The organism is Saccharomonospora cyanea NA-134, assembly GCF_000244975.1.
Lineage (GTDB): Bacteria > Actinomycetota > Actinomycetes > Mycobacteriales > Pseudonocardiaceae > Saccharomonospora > Saccharomonospora cyanea.
Genome location: NZ_CM001440.1, coordinates 356,865 through 374,717, shown reverse-complemented (window position 1 = coordinate 374,717; position 17,853 = coordinate 356,865). Strand labels below are relative to the sequence as shown.

The window sequence follows — 17,853 nt, the reverse complement described above, 5'->3', positions numbered from 1 at the left end:
GGTTCGATCAGTTCCAATCCAGCCCGCCGCGCCGCCACACGTAGATGTCGGCGATGAAGAACGTCGCGATGAACACCGAGACGGCGGCGACACCCCACAACCCCAGGAAGTCCGCCGACACGGCGTAGGGGAAGAGGAACACCATCTCGATGTCGAAGAGGATGAACAGCATCGCCGTCACGTAGTAGGCGATGGGCATGCGGCCGCCGCCCACCAAGGGTTGCGGGGACGGTTCGATGCCGCACTCGTACGCGGAGAGCTTGGCCTTGTTGTACCGGCTGGGGCCGAGCAGCGGTCCGAGCAGGACGGAGAAGAGCGCGAACGCGAGCGCGAGCCCGAACAGCAACACCAGGGGCAGGAAAACGCCGAGGCCGGAATCCGCGCCCTCCTGCGCCAGAACCTCCATCGCGGACACCGAGGAGATCACTGCGGCACCATCCTTTCACGCGCCGCTGCGTAACGGACATGGTCGACAACTGACTGTCGTGGCCAGACCTTAAGGGACCTACGCCACACCGCCGGGGGTAAGGACCGCCTTACTTTGTGTTCTCGACCACCTCTGTCACGAACGACGCAACCAACCCGGCTTGTGAAAGAGTTCACAATCTGGTCTGCGCGGTTGTGAAGCCCTTCACAAAACATGGGTGCAGTGTAAGACGCAACTCACACCTTGTCGCTAGCGCCCGGCGGAACCATTCGTGACGCGACGACGTTCCGACTTTTCCGGCCCCCGAGGGGGCACCCTGTGCGACCTGCGTAAAACACTCGGGAACGTGTCCCGGAACACATAGAAGTACGCGCGTACTGTGATGTTTCCCACTGACTGGGCGGCCGGTCAGCGCGGCGCGGGCGCCAGCCGTGACAACGTGGCCACGAGACGGTCGACGACGTCGCCGCCCTTCGGGTCGTAGCAGCCGGAAAGGCCCTTGAACACCAGCGGGATCAACGGGCTGACGCGCAGCCCGTACTTCGTGGCCGCACGCATGACCTTCGGGTTGCCGATGGCCTTGGCGAACAGGTTGCCGAGCCGGTAGTACCCGCCCATCAGCTCCGCGACCGCGCGCGGATAGCCCTGCAACGCGCGCTCCCGCGACGGCCCCTCCGGACGGGCGAGCGCCTGCACCACGTGCTCGGCCGCCACCTTGGCCGACTCCATCGCGGCCCCGATGCCCTCACCGTTGAAGGGGCTCACCATGCCGCCCGCGTCACCGAGCAGCAGGAGCCCGTCGCGGTAGTGCGGTGTGCGGTTGAAACCCATCGGGATACCGGCGCCACCGATGCGCCCCACCGCGTTCTCCTCGCGGTAACCCCACTCGTCCGGCGTCGAATCGAGCCACGAACGCAGCAACGCGCGGTAGTCGATGTTGCGGAACGACTTCGAGGTCGACAGCATCCCCAGCCCGACGTTCACCGTGCCGTCGCCGAGCGGGAACGCCCACCCGTAGCCGGGCAGCAACTGCGGGTCGCGCGGATCACTGCGGTCCCACAGCTCCAGGTGGCCCTCGATGTAGGCGTCGTCGTGGCGGGGGCTGCGGTAGTAGCGGCGCACGGCGACCCCCATCGGACGGCTGTCGTTCTTCCGGATGCCCACCGAAAGCGCCAACCGCGCGGACACCCCGTCGCACGCCAGCACCAGCGGAGCACGGTAGGAGACCGGCTCGCGCTCGGGTCCCTGCTTGGCCTGCACCCCGACGACCCGGCCCGTGCGTTCGTCGGTGATCGCGCCGGTCACCGTGGTGCGCTCCAACAGCCGGGCACCCGACTTGACGGCGGTCTTCGCCAGCAGGTCGTCGAAGTCGTGGCGGGTGCGGGTCACCCCGTAGGGCGGGTAGGCGGTCAGGTCGGGCCAGTCGAGCTCCAGAGTCAACTCGCCGGTGAGGATGCGCAGTCCCCTGCTGTGCACCCAACCCGCCTCGCGGCTGGTGTCGATGCCGAGGTCGATGAGCTGTTTGACGCCGCGCGGCGTCAGGCCGTCACCGCACACCTTCTCGCGGGGGAAGCTCGTCTTCTCCAGCAGGAGCACGTCGACACCCGCACGGGCGAGATAGGTGGCCGCGGTGGAGCCCGCCGGGCCCGCACCGACGACGATGACCTCGGCGTCGTGAGTCATGCGGCGAGTCTACGAGTCGTCCGGGTTCTTCCACGCACGGTGGATGGCCACCACGCCGAATGTGAGGTTCATCCACTCGACGCCACGCCAGCCGGAATCGGCGATGAGCTCCGCGAGCCGCCGCTGGTCGGGCCAGGTCAGCGCGGATTCGAACAGGTACGCGTACGCGTCCGGGTTCGACGACACCCGCCGACCGACCCAGGTCAGCAGGGGCAGCATCAGCTTGTGGTAGGCGAACCGGATCGGAGCGAACGTCGGCGTCGACATCTCACACACGACCAGCCTGCCCCCGGGCTTGACCACCCGGGCGATCTCGGTGAGCGCTGCCTTGGTGTCGACGAAGTTCCGGATACCGAAGGAGATCGTGACCGCGTCGAAGGACGAGTCGGCGAACGGCAGCCGCAACGCGTCGGCGGCCACCATCGGCACCCGGCGGTGCTTTCCACCTTGCAGCATGCCGATCGAGAAGTCCGCGGCGACGCACCACGCCCCGCCCCTGGCGTACTCCTCGGTGGACACGGCGGTTCCCGCGGCGAGGTCGAGCACCTTCTCGCCGGGGCGGGCGTCGAGCACCCGGCCCGTGATGACGCGCCACCGGCGGTCGAAGCCGAACGTCATCACGGAGTTCGTGCGGTCGTAACGCTTTCCGACGTCGTCGAACATCGCCGCGACATCGGCTGGGTCCTTGTCCAGGCTCGCTCGGGCCATGTCGGGAGTCTAGTCGGGCCCCCTCGACCGGCTGTGGCCCGCGACCCCGGCGTCCTCCGCGAGCCCGCTCCGCCCAGCGCGGGCGTCGCGGAGCCGGGCGCCCACCGGCGCGGTCCGCGTTCGCCGACCGAGTCGGATGCCCCGATCGGGCGACGTGTGACGTCAGGGTTCACGCAGGTCGCGCCGGGTCGTCACCTCGGTGTCGCGTCGCCGACACCCTCACCGGCCACACTGAACCGGCATGGCACTTCTGTCGTCCGCACCCGCGTGGCCCACCGAGCCCGGTTTCGTGTCCCGCGCACTGGACGTCGCCGCGCACCTCGCCGACGAGGCGGGCGACGTCCTCTCGGCCACGGCGGGCAGGGCGACGAGACCCGGCGGTAGCAACTCGCCGTTCGACGGCGGTAGCAACTCGCCGTTCGACGGCGGTAGCAACTCGCCGTTCGACGGCGGTACCGACTCGCCGTTCGACTGGGTACGCGACACGCACGCCGTACTCGACCGGCACACCCGGCGGGTGCTCGCGGCCGAGTTCCCCGGTATCCCCGTGCTGGGACCGGACTCGCGGCCCGACGACCCCGGCGCGACGCCGTACCGCTGGCTGGTGACACCCCTGGACGGCGAGGCGAACTACGTCGCGGGCCTGCCCTGGTACGCCTACAGCCTGGCGCTGATGGACCCGTCCGGCCCGGTGGTCGGGGTGGTCACCGCCCCTGGTGGCGGCACGACGTACGCGGCGGCACGTGGTCGCGGGGTGCGCACGCAGGAAGGCCCCGTGCGCCCCCACCGGTGCCGCGACACCGAGGGCGCGATCGTGTGCGTCGAACCGGACCCGGAGTGCCCGTGGCCGGGCCTGGCCACGTTCGTCGATCGGGCCGGCGCCGCGCGGGCGTCGGCACGCGTGCTCGGTTCGGCGGCGCTGTCGGTGACGCAGGTGGCGCTGGGACGGGCCGCGGCGGCGATCCTGCCCCGGTACCGCGAGGCGGAGGTGGCGGGAGCACTCGCACTGGCCGTCGAAGCGGCGGCCGTCGTCGTCGAGGACGCGATCGGGCTGCCGGACGGCGCGTTGCTGCTCTGCGCTCCCGGGGTGGTCGGTGAGGTGCTGTCGTGGCTGCGTGACTAGGAGCTCCAAGCCGCTCAACCGGTCGGCCCGGCAGGTTCCGCCGCTCCGGCCGGCGCGGCCAGCGCGCGCAGTCGGGAGCGTAGGAACCACACCAGCGGGCCGGCCACGAGCCACGTGACGAGCAGTGTCGTCGAAACGGGAAGCAGGGTGAGCAGCCACGTGCGCTCGGCGACCTTGGCGAGTTCGGGATCGGTGGTGTCGTACTCGATGCGGACGAGCTGTCCGGCGGTCAGTCCGTCCGGGTAGAGCACGCCGTTCTCGGGGCTGTGCGACACGCCGTCGGGTGTCTCGTACCGGATGAGGGTGCGGTCGAACAGCACCTGCTCGACCAGGGCCGTGGCCGTGCCGTGGTTCTCGGCGATCACCTGGTCGTTACGGAAGGCACCCATCACGAGCACCACGCCGAGCAGAGTGATCACGAACGCCGCGCCGAGCACGCCCCAGGAGCCCAGGCGCAACGCGTGTGCGCGCCGCGCCTCGGGCACCTGCGCTTCCCGGGTGTGCTCGGGGCCGACGGTCCTCACGTCGCGAGCATATCGACCCGCTTACTGGCGCTTCGCCAATTGCTGGTGGGTGAAGGCGATCTCGCGGTAGGACTCGGGTTCGGTCACCGCCGCTCGCGCCTCGGCACCACCGGGCCCGACCTCCGGCTTGCCCTTCGTGAACAGCCACACCTCGAACACCTCGTCGAGCTGCGTGCCCGACAACTCCTCGGCCAGCGCGACGAACTCCTCGATGGTCCCGTGGCCGTCCCGCCGCTCGTCGAGCCACGTGCGCAGCAGCTCGAAGAACACCTCGTCACCCACCGTCGTGCGCAGGGCGTGGACCGCCAGAGCGCCCCGGTCGTAGACGGCCGGGTGGAACTGGTTCTCCGCACCCGGATCACCGGGCAGCACCTGCCAGAACTCGTCGTCGGCCGGAATCGAGTCGTAGAGGTACCGCGCGAGTTCGGCGGCCGTGCCCTCACCCACGTGCTCCGACCACAGGAACTCCGCGTAGGTGGCGAAGCCCTCGTTGAGCCAGATGTCGCTCCACTTCCCCAGCGACACGGAATCCCCGAACCACTGGTGGGCGTTCTCGTGCACCACCACCGACATGTTCGAGCCTCGGGCGAAGAACCCCGCGTCGTACACCGACCGGGTCTGGGTCTCCAGCGCGAAACCGAGGCCGTGGGTCACGACACCGCCCTGCGCCTCGAACGGATACGGGCCGAAAAGCCCCTCAAGGAACTCCACCACCTCGGGGGTGCGCTCGACGCTGGCCTCCGCGGCGGGCCGGATGTCCCCCAGGGCCGTGTCGTAGGCGTTGACCACCGGAAGGCCGCTCGGCGCGGTGGAGTACCGCACGTCGTAGTCGCCCACAGCGAGGAACGCCAGGTAGGTGGCCTGCGGCTCGGTGCTGCGCCAGTTCCAGCGCGACCAGCCGGGACGCTGCTCGGTGCGGCTGGTGAGCACGCCGTTCGACAGGGCGGCGACGCCGTCGGGCACCTCCACCGACACGTCGTAGGTCGCCTTGTCGGTGGGGTGGTCGTTCGACGGGAACCACCACTCGGCGATGTGCGGCTGGTCGACGGCGAGGGCACCGGTGTCGGTGCGCTTCCACGCGGTGAAGCCGTCCACCGCCACCTTCGACGGCGTGTCGGCGTAGCGGACGACCACCGTCACGGGGTCTCCGGCCCGCAGGGAGCGCTTCGGGGTGACCACCACCTCGGTCGGGTCGGTGGCGTCCCGCTCCACTCGGGCCGGACTGTTGTTCACGCGGACCGACTGGATCCTCAACGCGAAGTCGAGGTTGAAGCTCGACAGCTCCGTGGTGGGCGTCGCCAGGATCGTCGTGGTGCCGGACAACCGGTCGGTTTCCGGCTGGTAGGTCAGCCGGACGTCGTAGTGCGTGACGTCGTAGCCACCGTTGCCGTCACCGGGGTAGTACGGGTCGCCGACCCCGGGAGCTCCCGGTGCGGGCACGGCACTCGCCGTGGTGGCGGTCAGCACCGTGACCAGGCACGCCGCGACGCCGCCGGAGTAGACACGTGTTCGCATACGCATGCTCACGAACGGTAGCGCCCTCGACACCGGTCGAACACGGGCGAAAGTGGGCTGATCGCGTCCCTATCGGGTGGCGACGGCCCTGGCCACCGCCGCCCGCAGCGACGCGTGCAGGTCACGGTGGCGCGAGCGGTCGACCCGCACCTCCACCACCCGCAACCCTGGCGCGGGCCGGAGCGCCTCCCGCAGCGCCGTGCGCGATTCGGCCAGCGTGTGTGACACCCCGTATCCCGCGCACAGCGCCGACAGCTCGGAGCCGTGCGGCGTGCCGAAGACCCGTTCGAAGCTGCCGCGGTGCTGCTCCTCGCCCTGCTCCAGCAGCGAGAAGATGCCTCCGCCGTCGTCGTTGAGCACCACGATCGTGAGGTCGGGCCGCAGCTCCGCCGGGCCCGTGAGCAGGCCGTTGATGTCGTGCAGGAACGTCAGGTCCCCCACGAACGCGTACGACGGACCCGGGTGCGCCAGTGCCGCGCCCATCGCCGTGGAGACCGTGCCGTCGATGCCCGCGACCCCGCGGTTGCGATGCACCAGCACGTCCGGCCTGCACCCACCGACCAGAGCGACGTCGCGCGCCGGGTTGGACGAGCCCACCACCAGAAGTGAGTCCTCCGGCAGTGTCTCCACCAACTCGTGCGCCACGCTCAACCCGCTCGGCCACGGTCGCGCCGCCAACGTCTGCCGCACCGCCGACGCGGCCGCCGCGTCGGCCCGGCGCCACCGCAACAGCCAGTCCGGATCGGCGGGTTTGGCCGGCTCGTCGAACCACTGCCCCACCTGCCGCACGTTGTGCGCAGGAGCGGGCCAGTCGGAGTCTGGCCGCACGAGCAGCACCTCGACGTCGGGATCGGACAGCACCCGCTGCACCTGTCGGAACACGGTGGGCCTGCCGATGCACAGCACCTGCTCCGGCTTGTGCTCGGCGAGGAACTCCTCCAGCCCGAGCAACCACACCCCGGCCGAGATCGCCGTCGTGCCGCCGAGACCAAGACCGCCGGTCTCCGCGATCACCGGCCAGCCGTGCAGCTCGGCCCACTCACCCGCCGCCCGCACTCCCGCGTCACACGCGATCACCAGGCCGTGCCGCGCGGAGGGCACCACGAACGACGGCAACGCGCCGAAGTCGGGCAGCTCCGTCCAACGAGCTCCCTGGGGCCTGCCGTCGAGCGACTCGGGCCAGTCGGCGTCCGAACCGTTCGAGGTGTCGGGCACGAGCGGTTCGCGGAACGGAACGTTGAGGTGCACGGGACCGCAGCGCCACTCGCCGTACGCCGCGTTCCACGCCCGGCAGACCTGGCTGCGCCAGTACGCGTTCTGGCCCGGCCTGCGCTCGGCCACGGCCAACTCGTCGAAGTAGCGCACCGCGTCCCCGTACAGGCCGCGCTGGTCGATCACCTGGTTCGCCCCCGAGGCCCGCAGCTCGGGCGGCCGGTCGGCCGTCAGCACGATCAACGGCACCCCGGCCCGGTCGGCCTCCAGCACCGCTGGGTGGAAGTTCGCGGCGGCCGTACCCGACGTGCACACCACCGCGACCGGCCTGCCGGTGCGCGCGGCGATGCCGAGCGCGAGGAACGCCGCGCTGCGCTCGTCGATGCGCACGTGCAGCGTGAGCCTGCCCTGGGCCGCGGCGTCGTGAAGGGCGAACGACAGCGGTGCGTTACGAGAGCCGGGACTGAGCACCACGTGCGAGACCGTGTTGCGCACGAGCTCGTCCACGAGAACGCGGGCCTGCGCTGTGGAGGGATTCACCGGTCGGCCCCCTCCGCCTCGCTACCTCGCCGTGACCGCTGACGGCGGATGCGGCTCGCCGGGGCGTCGATCGGGGGAAGCACACGGCCTATTCTCCCAGGCGTGCGCCAAACCCAGGTTTCGGAGCTGTTCGACCCCGCCGAGTGGGACGAGGTCGCAGGCTTCGACTTCACCGACATCACATACCACCGTTCGAGGAGAACCCGGTCCGGCAAGCGCGTCGTGCGTGTGGCGTTCGACCGGCCGGAAGTGCGCAACGCCTTCCGCCCGCACACCGTGGACGAGTTGTACCGCGCCCTCGACCACGCTCGGATGAGCTCCGACGTCGGATGCGTCCTGCTCACCGGCAACGGACCCTCTCCCAAGGACGGCGGTTGGGCGTTCTGCTCCGGTGGTGACCAGCGTATTCGCGGCCGGTCCGGCTACCGGTACGCCAGCGGCGAGACGTCGGACACCATCGACCCCGCCAGGGCGGGCAGGCTGCACATCCTGGAGGTGCAACGCCTGATCAGGTTCATGCCGAAGGTCGTGATCGCAGTCGTGCCGGGCTGGGCCGCGGGTGGCGGTCACTCGCTGCACGTCGTGTGCGATCTCACGCTCGCCTCGGCGGAGCACGCACGGTTCAAGCAGACCGACGCCGACGTGGGTTCCTTCGACGGCGGGTTCGGCTCGGCCTACCTGGCACGGCAGGTCGGTCAGAAGTTCGCGCGCGAGATCTTCTTCCTCGGGCGGCCCTACACGGCCGAGGAGGCTCACGCGATGGGCGCCGTGAACAGGGCCGTGCCGCACGAGCGGCTGGAGGCCGAGGCGTTGGAGTGGGCGTGGGACGTGCTCGGCAAGTCGCCCACGGCGCAGCGGATGCTCAAGTACGCGTTCAACCTCGTCGACGACGGCCTGGTGGGCCAGCAGGTGTTCGCGGGTGAGACCACCAGGCTGGCCTACATGCAGGACGAGGCCGTGGAGGGCCGCGACGCCTTCCTGGAGAAGCGCGACCCGGACTGGTCGGACTACCCGTACTACTACTGACCGGCTGACATACCGACCTACGGGCACCGTGTCCGCATGCTGTGCACGCGTGTCCGCGCCGTCAGGCCCCCTGCTTGGGCCCGCCCGGGGCCTGACGGGCCTCCCGGATGCCGTCGCGAACGGCGGCCCTCACCACGAAGTAGAGGATGAAGAAGAACACCGCGGTGAGCGCGCCGTAGGTGAGTAGTCCGGGAAAACCTGCCATGTGAAGGGACCGTGAAGCATGCGCGTGATCTGGTCGGACGGGCGTTCCGAGTCGGTGGCCGAACTCACCCACGCCGTGCTCGACGCGCTCGACGGTGGGCCCACCGTGCTGCCCCTCGATCCCCGCAACCCCGTCGCCGACGCCGTCCGCGACGCCATGCGGCCCGACGAACCGGTGGAACCCGACACCGCTGTGATCATCACCACCTCCGGCTCGACGGGACGGCCGAAGGGCACGTTGCTGTCGGCGCGGGCGCTGCTCGCCTCCGCCCGCGCCACCCACGCGCGACTCGGCGGCCCCGGCAGGTGGCTGCTCGCCACCCCGCCCGGCTACGTCGGCGGGCTCCAGGTGCTCGTGCGCTCGCACCTCGCGGGCACCACCCCCGTGGTCATGGACTCGTCCCGTGGCTTCCGGCCGGAGGCGTTCACCGATGCCGCCCGCGAGGTCCTGGCCTCGCCGGGGCCGCACTACACCGCGCTGGTGCCGACCCAGCTCGCCCGGCTGCTCGACGCGGGCGGCGCGGCGGTGACCCTGGCGGCCTCGTTCGACGCGATCGTGCTCGGCGGGGCCGCGTACCCGGACGACCTTCGGAGCAGGGCCGAGCGCGCCGGGCTCTCCGTGGTGCCGTCGTACGGGATGAGCGAGACCGCGAGCGGGTGCGTCTACGACGGGGTGCCGCTCGACGGCGTGCGGGTCCGGCTCGGTGAGGACGACCGCGTCGAGATCTCCGGTGCCGTGCTCGCCCACGGTTACCGGCTCGACCCCGAGCTCACGGCGGCGTCGTTCGCAGGCGGCTGGTTCCGCACGAGCGACGTCGGCAGTCTCACCGACGACGGCAGGCTCCAGGTGCTCGGCCGCGTCGACGACATGATCAACACGGGCGGGGTGAAGGTGCCCGCCCGGCAGGTGGAGGACGCGCTCACCGCCTGTCCCGGCGTGCGCGCCGCGTGCGTCGTCGGGCTGCCCGACCCGGAGTGGGGGCAGCGGGTGGCGGCCGTCGTCGTGACCACCGAGGACGTTCCCGTCGAGCGGCTCCGCGACACGGTGAGGGCCGACCTCGGTGACGCCGCCGCGCCCAAGCAGGTGCGGGTGGTCGACGAGTTGCCGTTGATCGGGCCGGGGAAGGTCGACCAGGGTGCCGTGCGCCGCCTTCTGCTCGGCCACCTCGATCGCTCGGTCGCCGATGCCCAACAATGATCCGCATGGCAACCGTCGCTGAGTGGATCGAGGGCGCGCGGCCGCGCACGCTGCCCAACGCCGTCGCCCCCGTGCTGGTGGGCGTGGGAGCGGCGGCTCAGCTCGACGCGCTGTCGTGGTGGCGCTCGCTGCTCGCTCTGCTGGTCGCGCTGGCCCTGATCGTCGGCGTGAACTTCGCCAACGACTACTCCGACGGCGTCAAGGGCACCGACGCCGAGCGCGTGGGTCCGCTGCGGCTGGTGGGTTCGGGAGCCGCGCCACCGAGGGCCGTGCTGGCCGCGGCGCTGACGTCGTTCGCGGTGGCGGGACTGCTCGGACTCGTGCTCGTGCTGGTGACGGGCGAGTGGTGGCTGCTGCTGGTGGGGGCGGCATGCATCGCCGGAGCGTGGTTCTACACCGGGGGTTCCCGCCCGTACGGCTACGCCGGGTTCGGCGAGGTCGCGGTGTTCGTCTTCTTCGGACTCGCCGCCGTGCTCGGCACCGTCTACGTGCAGGCGGGCCGGGTGAGCTGGGAGGCTCTCGGCTGCGCGGTGGCCGTCGGGTGCCTGTCGATGGCGGTGCTCGTGGCCAACAACCTGCGGGACATCCCCACCGACCGCGTCGCGGGCAAGATCACGCTCGCCGTGCGGCTCGGTGACGCGGGCACCCGCCGGTTCTACGTCGGGCTCGTGGCCGTGCCGTTCCTCGTCACCGTCGCGCTGGGCTTCGCCCATCCCGCGACGCTCGTGGGTCTGTTGACGGCGGCGCTTCTCGTGAACCCGGTGCGCACGATCACGAGCGGTCAGGGAGGTCTGGCGCTCATCCCGGTGCTGCGCGACACGGGTTTCGCCATGCTCGCGTGGGCGGTGCTCACGGGCACGGCACTCGCACTCGCGGGCTGAGCGAGGACGTCAGCCGGGGAACATCCCGGTCTCCAGGAAGCGCTCGCACGCCTTGAGGTGCGGCTCGACGTCCAGCCCGCGCTCGGCCAGCCAGGTGTCGTCGTAGTACGTCCCGGCGTAGCGCTCGCCGCCGTCGCAGAGCAGCGTCACCACGCTGCCGCGCTCCCCTCGGGCGAGCATCCGCGAGATGAGCGTGAAGGCGCCGTAGAGGTTGGTGCCCGTCGAACCGCCGGCCCAGTGCCCGGTGTGGCGGCGCAGGAAGCGGATCGCCGCCAGCGACCCGGCGTCGGGAACCTGGATCATCTCGTCGATCACCTCGGGGAGGAACGACGGCTCCACCCTCGGCCGTCCGATGCCCTCGATCCGTGACGGCATGCCCGTCTGGTAGTCCCGCGCTCCGGTCTGCCACGCGCCGTAGAAGGCGGAGTTCTCGGGGTCCACCACGGCGATCTTCGTCGCGTGCCTGCGGTAGCGGACGTACCGGCCGAACGTCGCGCTGGTGCCGCCCGTGCCGGCGCCGACCACGATCCACGAGGGCACCGGGTGGCGCTCCGAACGCAACTGCGTGAACACCGATTCGGCGATGTTGTTGTTGCCGCGCCAGTCGGTGGCCCGCTCGGCGTAGGTGAACTGGTCGAGGTAGTGGCCGCCGCACTCGGCGGCGAGCCGCTCGGCCTCGGTGTACATGTCCGGCGGGCGGTCGACGAAGTGACAGCGTCCGCCGTAGAACTCGATGAGGTCGATCTTCTCCTGGCTCGTCCTCCGCGGCACCACGGTGACGAACTCCAGCCCGAGCATCCGCGCGAAGTACGCCTCCGACACCGCCGTCGATCCACTCGACGCCTCCACCAGCACCGTGTCGGGACCGATCTGGCCGTTCACCAGGCCGTAGAGCAGCAGTGACCGCGCCAGCCGGTGTTTGAGCGAGCCGGTGGGGTGGACGGACTCGTCCTTGAGGTACAGGTCGATCCCCCACTCAGCGGGCAGGGGGAAGACGTGCAGGTGGGTGTCCGCGCTGCGGTTGGCGTCGGCCTCGATGATGCGGACGGCTTCCCGCACCCACTCGTCGTTCACCGCTCCTCCGTCTCGTCGGCGCCCTTGCGGTCGACACCGTGTGACTCGGCCTCGTCGTCGGTGTCGAGTCTCTCGCCGCGCAACTCGGCCCGCAGGCGTGCGCGTTCGGTGGCTCGCCGTTCGTTGCGCGCCGCGAGCCCGGCGGTCACCTTGGCGTTGAGGGACCGGAACAGCAGCAGACCGAGCGGCAACCCGACGACCAGCCCGATGACGAGGCCGACGAGCAGCGGCACCTGGACGAGCACGAGGATCGCCGTGATCACCGCGACGAGCGAGAACCGGGCGAGGACGTACAGAGCAAGATCACGGACAAGCGTGTCGGATCGGCGGTCACTCACGCCATCCGAGGCTACGCCGTGTCCCACCCGACCGGTGGAGCGCCCGAACAGCACCGTTTGTCCCTTACTACCTCTTTACTCATTGACAACCGTTCGAGTACCCGGCGGGGGAAGTGACACGATTGTGATCTCCGAGTAGTGAAGGAGGCGAAGAGTGACCGCGAGCACTGGAGGCCGGCTCCTGACGCCGGGCGAAGTCGCCGCTTTGTTCCGAGTCGACCCGAAGACGGTGACGCGCTGGGCGACGGCGGGTCGGATCGGATCGATTCGCACCCCTGGGGGCCATCGCCGTTTCCGCGAGTCCGAGGTCAACCAGCTCCTTGCCGAGCTGACCACGGACGCACGTGAGCGTCCTCGTAACTGACCCCTCGCTACGGGGTGTCCTTCGCGTGCCTTTCCGGTCCCCTGCTCTCGCGAAGGACACCCCGAACAGCGCAATGGACAAAAGGGCTAATCTCGGGTGCAGTAGTGTGGTCACTCGCGCGACACACCGAAAGGAGCGAGCATGATCTACCTGCTCGCGGCGATCGGCGCCGCCACTGTCGCTTTCCTCCTGTGGCGCATGCTCGGTGCCGACCGCGTCGGCGTGTCCGCGCGGCAGGCCCCGGTCGCGCCTGACGACGACCCGGAGTTCCTGCGCCGCCTCTCCGAGCAGCAGAAGAAGCGCAAGGACGACGACCCCAGCAGCTGACCCGTTGGCCGGACGTCAGCGCAACAGCGGCGTTCCCGTCACCCCGAACCCGTCGGCGAGCGCGGCGGCGAGTTCCAGCAGTGCCGCCCGGGTGTCACCGGAAAGGCGGTCGAGTTCGATCTCCGCGCCCTCCTCAAGGTGCGGGTCGAACGGGATGCGCACCACCGCGCGCACGCGGGCCGCGAAGTGCGCCGCCAGCCTGTCCAGGTCCACCGACCCCGCTTTGGGGCGGACCGAGTTGATCACCGCTACCGAACGTCCCACGAGGTCGCCGTAGCCGTGTGCCTCGAGCCAGTCGAGCGTCGTCGACGCACTGCGTGCGCCGTCCAGCGAGCCCGACGACACCACCACGAGCGCGTCGGCGGAGTCGAGCACGCCCTTCATCGCCGAGTGCATCAGGCCGGTACCGCAGTCGGTGAGCACGATGTTGTAGAAGCGTTCGAGCACCGCCATGACACGCAGGTAGTCGTGTTCGGAGAACGCCTCCGACGCGGCGGGATCGGCGTCCGAGGCCAGGATCTCCAGCCTGCTGGGCCCCTGTGAGGTGTAGGCGCGTACGTCGCTGTAGCGCGTGATGCGGTCGGCGTCACGCAGCAGATGCCGTACCGTCGCCGTGGTCTCGATGGGAATCTTCTGCGACAGCGTGCCCGCGTCCGGGTTGGCGTCGACGGCGATCACCCGGTCGCCTCGCAGCGACGCGAACGTGGAGCCGAGCGTGGTCGTGGTGGTGGTCTTGCCCACCCCGCCCTTCAGGCTCAGCAGCGCGATGCGGTGGCAGCCCCGCAGCGGCTGGTTCACCCGCGACACGAGTTCCCTGCGCCGTCGATCGGCAGGCCCCTCACCGGGATTGACCAGCTTGCCCGTCGCCAGGTACACGGCTCTGCGCCAACCCGACTTGGGTTCCCGCTTCGGCTTGCGCACGAACTGCGTGCTGTCGAGCCCCGGCGGGCCGCCGGGATACGGATAGCCGGGCTGGTGCCGCGGCTGGGGCAGGGGCGGCTGCCCCAGCCCGTCGAACCGGGCCTGCGGCGCGGCGGGCGGCACGGCACCCTGCCAACCGGAAGGCGGCCCCTGCTGCCAGGCCGGCTGCGCCGGGTGGGGTGTCGAGTCCGTGTTCGCCTCGGAATAGAGCGGATGATCCTGCCCGCCGCGTTCGTTGGGTGCGGTCACCGCGTCAGTCCTCCGATGGGTTGCCGAGCGTCCCCCTCACGCTTCACACGTGTGACGGTAGCCCCAGCAGCGCGGGGACGTCAGCCGACTCCGGCATACGAGTGAAGACCCGCCGAGACGAGGTTGACGAAGAACAGGTTGAACACGGTGGCCGCGAAGCCGACGACGTTGATCACCGCGGCCCGCGTGCCCCGCCAGCCCGCCGTGGCGCGGGAGTGCAGGTAAGCGGCGTAGATGACCCACGCGACGAAGGCGACCGTCTCCTTGGGGTCCCAGCCCCAGAACCGGCCCCACGCCGCCTCGGCCCACACCGCGCCGCACAGGATGCCGAAGGTGAACACCGGGAAGGCGAACACGGTGGTCCGGTAGGCGACCCGGTCGAGCACGTCGGCCGCCGGCAGCTTCGGCCCGAGCTTGCCGAACTTCACCGGGTCCCGGTCGTAGGCGGACCGGATCAGGTACAGGATGCTCGCCACGCCCGGCACCAGGAAGACACCCGAGCCCACCGCGGCCGCGGTGACGTGGATGACGAGCCAGTAGGACTGCAACGCCGGCTGCACCGGGGCCGCGACGGCGTAGAGCATCGTGCCGCCGACGAACATCAGGATGACGACGGGCAGCAGCATGAACGCCGACAGGTGGCGGATGGGGTGGTTGCGCATCATCACGAGCCACGCGGCCACGGTGACCAGCGTGATGGCCATGATGTACTCGTACATGTTCCCCAGGGGGAACCGGCTGGTGGCCAGACCGCGGAGCACCAGCGCGGCCAGGTGCAGGAGCACCCCCAGGACGGCGAGCGCGACTCCCATCCGGCCGATGCGCTCGGTGCGTGTCCTCGGCGACCTGCCCGCTCCGCCGTCCTCGGCGGACGACTGCCGGGACACGTCGGCGGAGGAACCACCGCCGACACCGGCGAGTTGCCTGGTGCGGGTGCGTTCCGCGGCCCGGACGCCGCGTTTTCCGAACGACTGCTCCACGAGGAAGAAGATCATCGCCAGCACGTACACCACGACAGCCGTGGTGTACGACCAGTCGCTGTACTGCGACAGCGTCTCGTTCACCGGCATCAGCGTGCCTTTCTCTCCTGCGGCGTGCGTTCGAGGATGTCCCGCGCGATGGCGGTGAACTCCTCGCCGTACCCGGCCTGATCGGTACGGGCGAGCCCGCCCAACTCTACTACAGTGCGTCGGAGATCACTGTCGGCACCGTCACCGTCCGGCGTCACCCGAACCCAGAAACGGCGGCGCTTCACGAACAACGACGCTCCGAGCCCGGCGAACATCACGATGGCGAACCCGAGCATCCAACCCTGGGTGGGGTCGTGCGACACCTGCAACGACACCCAGCGCCGGACACCGTCGAAGCTGACCGTGGTGCCGTCGTCGAGCGTGATGCTCTCGCCGACCCGCAGGTTCTCCCGAGCCACCCGCTCCAGCCTGCCGGCATCGACCATCCGCTGGTCGATCTCGAAGATCGACTGCGAACGTCCGGACTCCACGCCCAGCTCCCCGCGCATGACGTCGACCGCGACCGCGGGGTCGGTGAGATCGGGGAACGACGACGTGAGGATGTTGCCGTGGAACGCCGCCGTGGGCGCGAACAGACCCGTGACCGCGAGCTGGTTCTTCCTGCGCTCCACCGAGTCGCTGATGCCGGGCGGATCGAACTTCGTCGCGCCCTGCGACAGCATCGTCGTCACGTCGGTGGGCCGCCACTGAATGGTCTGCGTCCGCGACTCGCCGTCGGGCCAGGTCACCGTGAACGTCGGCGCGTAGCCGTGCCCGAGCAGGTACACCCGGTCGCCGGCCGTCCGCAGCGGCTCGTTGACCTCCAGGTGGTAGTCACGCCACGTTCCCGACTCCAGGTCGGCGCCCGACTGGTACTGGATGTCTGCCTCGTAGCTGATCGGCTGGCCCGCGTCGGTGAAGTCGGCCTCGAAGTCGTTCACCCTCACGCAGAACGGCGAGAGCTGGGTGCCGTCGACCCGCAGCCCCGGATCGAAGGAGTCGTAGGCGAAGACACCGGAGTTGCAGAACTCGTGGCCGTCCGCGTGGACGATCACCTGGCCCTCGTACGAGTACATCGCGCCGAGCGCGAAGGTGGCGATGAGGCCGAGCATCCCGAAGTGGAAGACCAGGTTGCCGGTCTCGCGCAGGTAGCCGCGTTCGGCGCTGACCGTGCGCGTGCCGTCGTCCTGCGTGCGTTCGGCCACCCGCCAGCCACGCAGCCTTCGCCGCACCACCGCGAGCACCTCGTCGGGGTCGCCCTCGACCTCGGCCCTGGTGTGATGGGGCAGCCTCGACAGGTTCCTCGGCGTCAGAGGCGGCCCGGCCCGCATGGCGCGCAGGTACTCGCCCGTCCTCGGCACCAGGCACCCGATCAGCGACACCATCAGCAACAGGTAGATGGCCGAGAACCAGGCACTCGAGTAGACGTCGAAGAACTGCAGCCGGTCGAGCAGCCGCCCCCACCAGCCGTACTCGGCGATGTATTCCTCGGTCTTGGCGGCGTTCAGGTCCCACTGCGGCAGCAGAGCGCCCGGCAACGCCGCGAGAGCCAGCAGGAAGAGCAGCACGAGCGCGGTGCGCATGGACGTGAGCCCGCGCCACGTGTTGCGCAGGAACGCCAGCGCCCGGCGGACGGGCGTCTGCCGGTAGGCCGGTCGTGGGGACTCCGTCGGTTCGGTCGTCGTGGTCTTCTCGCTCACAGCGGCAGCCTCGTGTCCGTGATGAAGGCGTCACGCATCCAGCTCGTCAGGTCGGTCCACAGGCCCGTCACCAGCAGCACGCCGACGACGAGCAACAGCACCCCGCCGAAGACCTGCACCTTGCGGCCGTTGCGGCGCAGCCACTCGGTGGCCCCCACGGCCCAGCGCGCTCCCGCGGCGAGCAGCAGGAAGGGCAGCCCGAGACCGAGGCAGTACAGCAGGACGAGGAAGACCCCCCTGGCGCCCGTGGCGCCGCTGGCCGTGGCGATCGTCAACACACCGGACAGCGTCGGGCCGATGCACGGTGTCCAGCCGAGACCGAACACGGCACCGAGCACGGGAGCTCCCCACAGTCCCATCCGAGGGACGTGGTGGAGGCGGGCGTCCTTCTGGAGCATCGGGATGAAGCCGAGAAAGACGAAGGCCATCGCGATGGTCACCACACCGCCGACGCGTTGCAGCAGCTCCTGGTTGAGCAACAGGGCGTCGGCCAGCCACACCAGCCCTCCGACCCCGGCGGCGAACACCACGGTGAACCCGAGAATGAACAGCCCCGCCGCACCGACGACGGCGAGCCGCCCCTTCTTACGCTCCTCGCCGACCCGCACCGCGGGCGCGTCGGCGCCGACGAGCGCAGCGAGGTAGGCCAAGTAGCCGGGCACGAGCGGGACCACGCAGGGTGAGGCGAACGAGATCGCCCCCGCGAGCAGCGACAGTCCCGCGGCGAGCAACAGCGGCCCGGAGGCCGCCAGCTCGGATACCGCATTCACGCGCATCAGCGTAGGGAATACGGTCCGCGTGAAGCCCACTGGCTGGTGGGACGAGTGAG

At 70.3% G+C, this 17,853-nt stretch carries 19 protein-coding genes; 6 read left to right on the top strand and 13 right to left on the bottom strand.

Annotated elements, in window-relative coordinates; translation table 11 throughout:
• Positions 1–7 precede the first annotated feature (7 nt).
• The 3 genes from SACCYDRAFT_RS01920 to SACCYDRAFT_RS01910 all read right to left on the bottom strand — a co-directional run bounded on the left by SACCYDRAFT_RS01920 (position 8) and on the right by SACCYDRAFT_RS01910 (position 2,818).
• Complete coding sequence (locus SACCYDRAFT_RS01920) at positions 8–427, bottom strand: NADH-quinone oxidoreductase subunit A (RefSeq protein ID WP_005453096.1); 420 nt, start codon at positions 425–427, stop codon at positions 8–10.
• Between the two features lie 408 nt (positions 428–835).
• The gene (locus tag SACCYDRAFT_RS01915) at positions 836–2,110 is read right to left on the bottom strand and encodes a geranylgeranyl reductase family protein (RefSeq protein ID WP_005453095.1); all 1,275 of its coding nucleotides are present in this window, start codon (positions 2,108–2,110) and stop codon (positions 836–838) included.
• Between the two features lie 9 nt (positions 2,111–2,119).
• On the bottom strand, positions 2,120–2,818 hold the full coding sequence (locus SACCYDRAFT_RS01910; protein WP_005453094.1) for a demethylmenaquinone methyltransferase: 699 nt from the start codon (positions 2,816–2,818) through the stop codon (positions 2,120–2,122).
• Between the two features lie 241 nt (positions 2,819–3,059).
• On the opposite strand from SACCYDRAFT_RS01910, the gene SACCYDRAFT_RS01905 reads away from it, so the two are divergent.
• Positions 3,060–3,941 (top strand): inositol monophosphatase family protein, encoded by an 882-nt coding sequence (locus SACCYDRAFT_RS01905; protein WP_005453093.1) that lies wholly within the window; start codon positions 3,060–3,062, stop codon positions 3,939–3,941.
• 14 nt (positions 3,942–3,955) lie between these two features.
• Here the strand turns inward: SACCYDRAFT_RS01905 and SACCYDRAFT_RS01900 are convergent, their stop codons facing one another.
• The 3 genes from SACCYDRAFT_RS01900 to menD all read right to left on the bottom strand — a co-directional run bounded on the left by SACCYDRAFT_RS01900 (position 3,956) and on the right by menD (position 7,732).
• Positions 3,956–4,465: a DUF3592 domain-containing protein gene (locus SACCYDRAFT_RS01900; protein ID WP_005453092.1), complete on the bottom strand. Its 510-nt coding sequence runs from the start codon at positions 4,463–4,465 to the stop codon at positions 3,956–3,958.
• A gap of 21 nt (positions 4,466–4,486) precedes the next feature.
• The gene (locus SACCYDRAFT_RS01895; RefSeq protein ID WP_052309164.1) at positions 4,487–5,986 is read right to left on the bottom strand and encodes a M1 family metallopeptidase; all 1,500 of its coding nucleotides are present in this window, start codon (positions 5,984–5,986) and stop codon (positions 4,487–4,489) included.
• Positions 5,987–6,049: 63 nt separating this feature from the next.
• A complete protein-coding gene (gene menD / locus SACCYDRAFT_RS01890) occupies positions 6,050–7,732 on the bottom strand; it encodes a 2-succinyl-5-enolpyruvyl-6-hydroxy-3-cyclohexene-1-carboxylic-acid synthase (protein ID WP_005453089.1) in 1,683 nt (560 codons plus the stop codon).
• 102 nt (positions 7,733–7,834) lie between these two features.
• On the opposite strand from menD, the gene SACCYDRAFT_RS01885 reads away from it, so the two are divergent.
• The gene (locus SACCYDRAFT_RS01885; protein ID WP_043536075.1) at positions 7,835–8,758 is read left to right on the top strand and encodes a 1,4-dihydroxy-2-naphthoyl-CoA synthase; all 924 of its coding nucleotides are present in this window, start codon (positions 7,835–7,837) and stop codon (positions 8,756–8,758) included.
• Positions 8,759–8,819: 61 nt separating this feature from the next.
• Here the strand turns inward: SACCYDRAFT_RS01885 and SACCYDRAFT_RS26555 are convergent, their stop codons facing one another.
• A complete protein-coding gene (locus SACCYDRAFT_RS26555; RefSeq protein WP_005453086.1) occupies positions 8,820–8,963 on the bottom strand; it encodes a hypothetical protein in 144 nt (47 codons plus the stop codon).
• Between the two features lie 18 nt (positions 8,964–8,981).
• Between SACCYDRAFT_RS26555 and menE the strand changes: the two genes are divergently transcribed.
• Entirely contained in the window at positions 8,982–10,160 is a 1,179-nt protein-coding gene (gene menE / locus SACCYDRAFT_RS01880; RefSeq protein ID WP_005453085.1) for an o-succinylbenzoate--CoA ligase, read from the top strand.
• 5 nt (positions 10,161–10,165) lie between these two features.
• On the top strand, positions 10,166–11,041 hold the full coding sequence (locus SACCYDRAFT_RS01875; RefSeq protein ID WP_043536988.1) for a 1,4-dihydroxy-2-naphthoate polyprenyltransferase: 876 nt from the start codon (positions 10,166–10,168) through the stop codon (positions 11,039–11,041).
• Positions 11,042–11,050: 9 nt separating this feature from the next.
• Here the strand turns inward: SACCYDRAFT_RS01875 and cds1 are convergent, their stop codons facing one another.
• Both cds1 and SACCYDRAFT_RS01865 read right to left on the bottom strand, forming a co-directional pair.
• Positions 11,051–12,115: an L-cysteine desulfhydrase Cds1 gene (gene cds1, locus SACCYDRAFT_RS01870; protein WP_005453083.1), complete on the bottom strand. Its 1,065-nt coding sequence runs from the start codon at positions 12,113–12,115 to the stop codon at positions 11,051–11,053.
• On the bottom strand, positions 12,112–12,453 hold the full coding sequence (locus SACCYDRAFT_RS01865; protein WP_043536073.1) for a DUF4229 domain-containing protein: 342 nt from the start codon (positions 12,451–12,453) through the stop codon (positions 12,112–12,114). The genes cds1 and SACCYDRAFT_RS01865 overlap by 4 nt, the downstream gene beginning before the upstream one ends.
• Positions 12,454–12,607: 154 nt before the next feature.
• On the opposite strand from SACCYDRAFT_RS01865, the gene SACCYDRAFT_RS25605 reads away from it, so the two are divergent.
• Together SACCYDRAFT_RS25605 and SACCYDRAFT_RS01855 are read left to right on the top strand one after the other, a co-directional pair.
• The gene (locus SACCYDRAFT_RS25605; protein ID WP_005453080.1) at positions 12,608–12,817 is read left to right on the top strand and encodes a BldC family transcriptional regulator; all 210 of its coding nucleotides are present in this window, start codon (positions 12,608–12,610) and stop codon (positions 12,815–12,817) included.
• A 141-nt stretch (positions 12,818–12,958) separates the two neighbouring features.
• Entirely contained in the window at positions 12,959–13,144 is a 186-nt protein-coding gene (locus SACCYDRAFT_RS01855; RefSeq protein ID WP_005453078.1) for a hypothetical protein, read from the top strand.
• A gap of 15 nt (positions 13,145–13,159) precedes the next feature.
• On the opposite strand, the gene SACCYDRAFT_RS01850 is transcribed toward SACCYDRAFT_RS01855, so the two are convergent.
• From SACCYDRAFT_RS01850 to SACCYDRAFT_RS01835, 4 genes are all read right to left on the bottom strand, one after another.
• The gene (locus tag SACCYDRAFT_RS01850) at positions 13,160–14,314 is read right to left on the bottom strand and encodes a MinD/ParA family ATP-binding protein (RefSeq protein ID WP_005453075.1); all 1,155 of its coding nucleotides are present in this window, start codon (positions 14,312–14,314) and stop codon (positions 13,160–13,162) included.
• A gap of 80 nt (positions 14,315–14,394) precedes the next feature.
• Positions 14,395–15,384, bottom strand: coding sequence for a c-type cytochrome biogenesis protein CcsB (ccsB, locus tag SACCYDRAFT_RS01845; RefSeq protein WP_005453073.1), 990 nt, complete (start codon positions 15,382–15,384; stop codon positions 14,395–14,397).
• A complete protein-coding gene (gene resB / locus SACCYDRAFT_RS01840; protein WP_005453072.1) occupies positions 15,384–17,024 on the bottom strand; it encodes a cytochrome c biogenesis protein ResB in 1,641 nt (546 codons plus the stop codon). Before resB ends, ccsB begins: the two co-directional genes overlap by 1 nt.
• A complete protein-coding gene (locus SACCYDRAFT_RS01835) occupies positions 17,021–17,794 on the bottom strand; it encodes a cytochrome c biogenesis CcdA family protein (protein WP_043536986.1) in 774 nt (257 codons plus the stop codon). Before SACCYDRAFT_RS01835 ends, resB begins: the two co-directional genes overlap by 4 nt.
• Between the last annotated feature and the right edge of the window lie 59 nt (positions 17,795–17,853).

Coding starts and splice junctions, on each gene's coding strand:
- SACCYDRAFT_RS01915 (WP_005453095.1), bottom strand. CDS start 2,110: ATGACTCACGACGCCGAGGTCATCGTCGTCGGTGCGGGCCCGGCGGGC.
- SACCYDRAFT_RS01910 (WP_005453094.1), bottom strand. CDS start 2,818: ATGGCCCGAGCGAGCCTGGACAAGGACCCAGCCGATGTCGCGGCGATG.
- SACCYDRAFT_RS01905 (WP_005453093.1), top strand. CDS start 3,060: ATGGCACTTCTGTCGTCCGCACCCGCGTGGCCCACCGAGCCCGGTTTC.
- SACCYDRAFT_RS01895 (WP_052309164.1), bottom strand. CDS start 5,986: ATGCGTATGCGAACACGTGTCTACTCCGGCGGCGTCGCGGCGTGCCTG.
- SACCYDRAFT_RS26555 (WP_005453086.1), bottom strand. CDS start 8,963: ATGGCAGGTTTTCCCGGACTACTCACCTACGGCGCGCTCACCGCGGTG.
- menE (WP_005453085.1), top strand. CDS start 8,982: ATGCGCGTGATCTGGTCGGACGGGCGTTCCGAGTCGGTGGCCGAACTC.
- SACCYDRAFT_RS01875 (WP_043536988.1), top strand. CDS start 10,166: ATGGCAACCGTCGCTGAGTGGATCGAGGGCGCGCGGCCGCGCACGCTG.
- SACCYDRAFT_RS01855 (WP_005453078.1), top strand. CDS start 12,959: ATGATCTACCTGCTCGCGGCGATCGGCGCCGCCACTGTCGCTTTCCTC.
- ccsB (WP_005453073.1), bottom strand. CDS start 15,384: ATGCCGGTGAACGAGACGCTGTCGCAGTACAGCGACTGGTCGTACACC.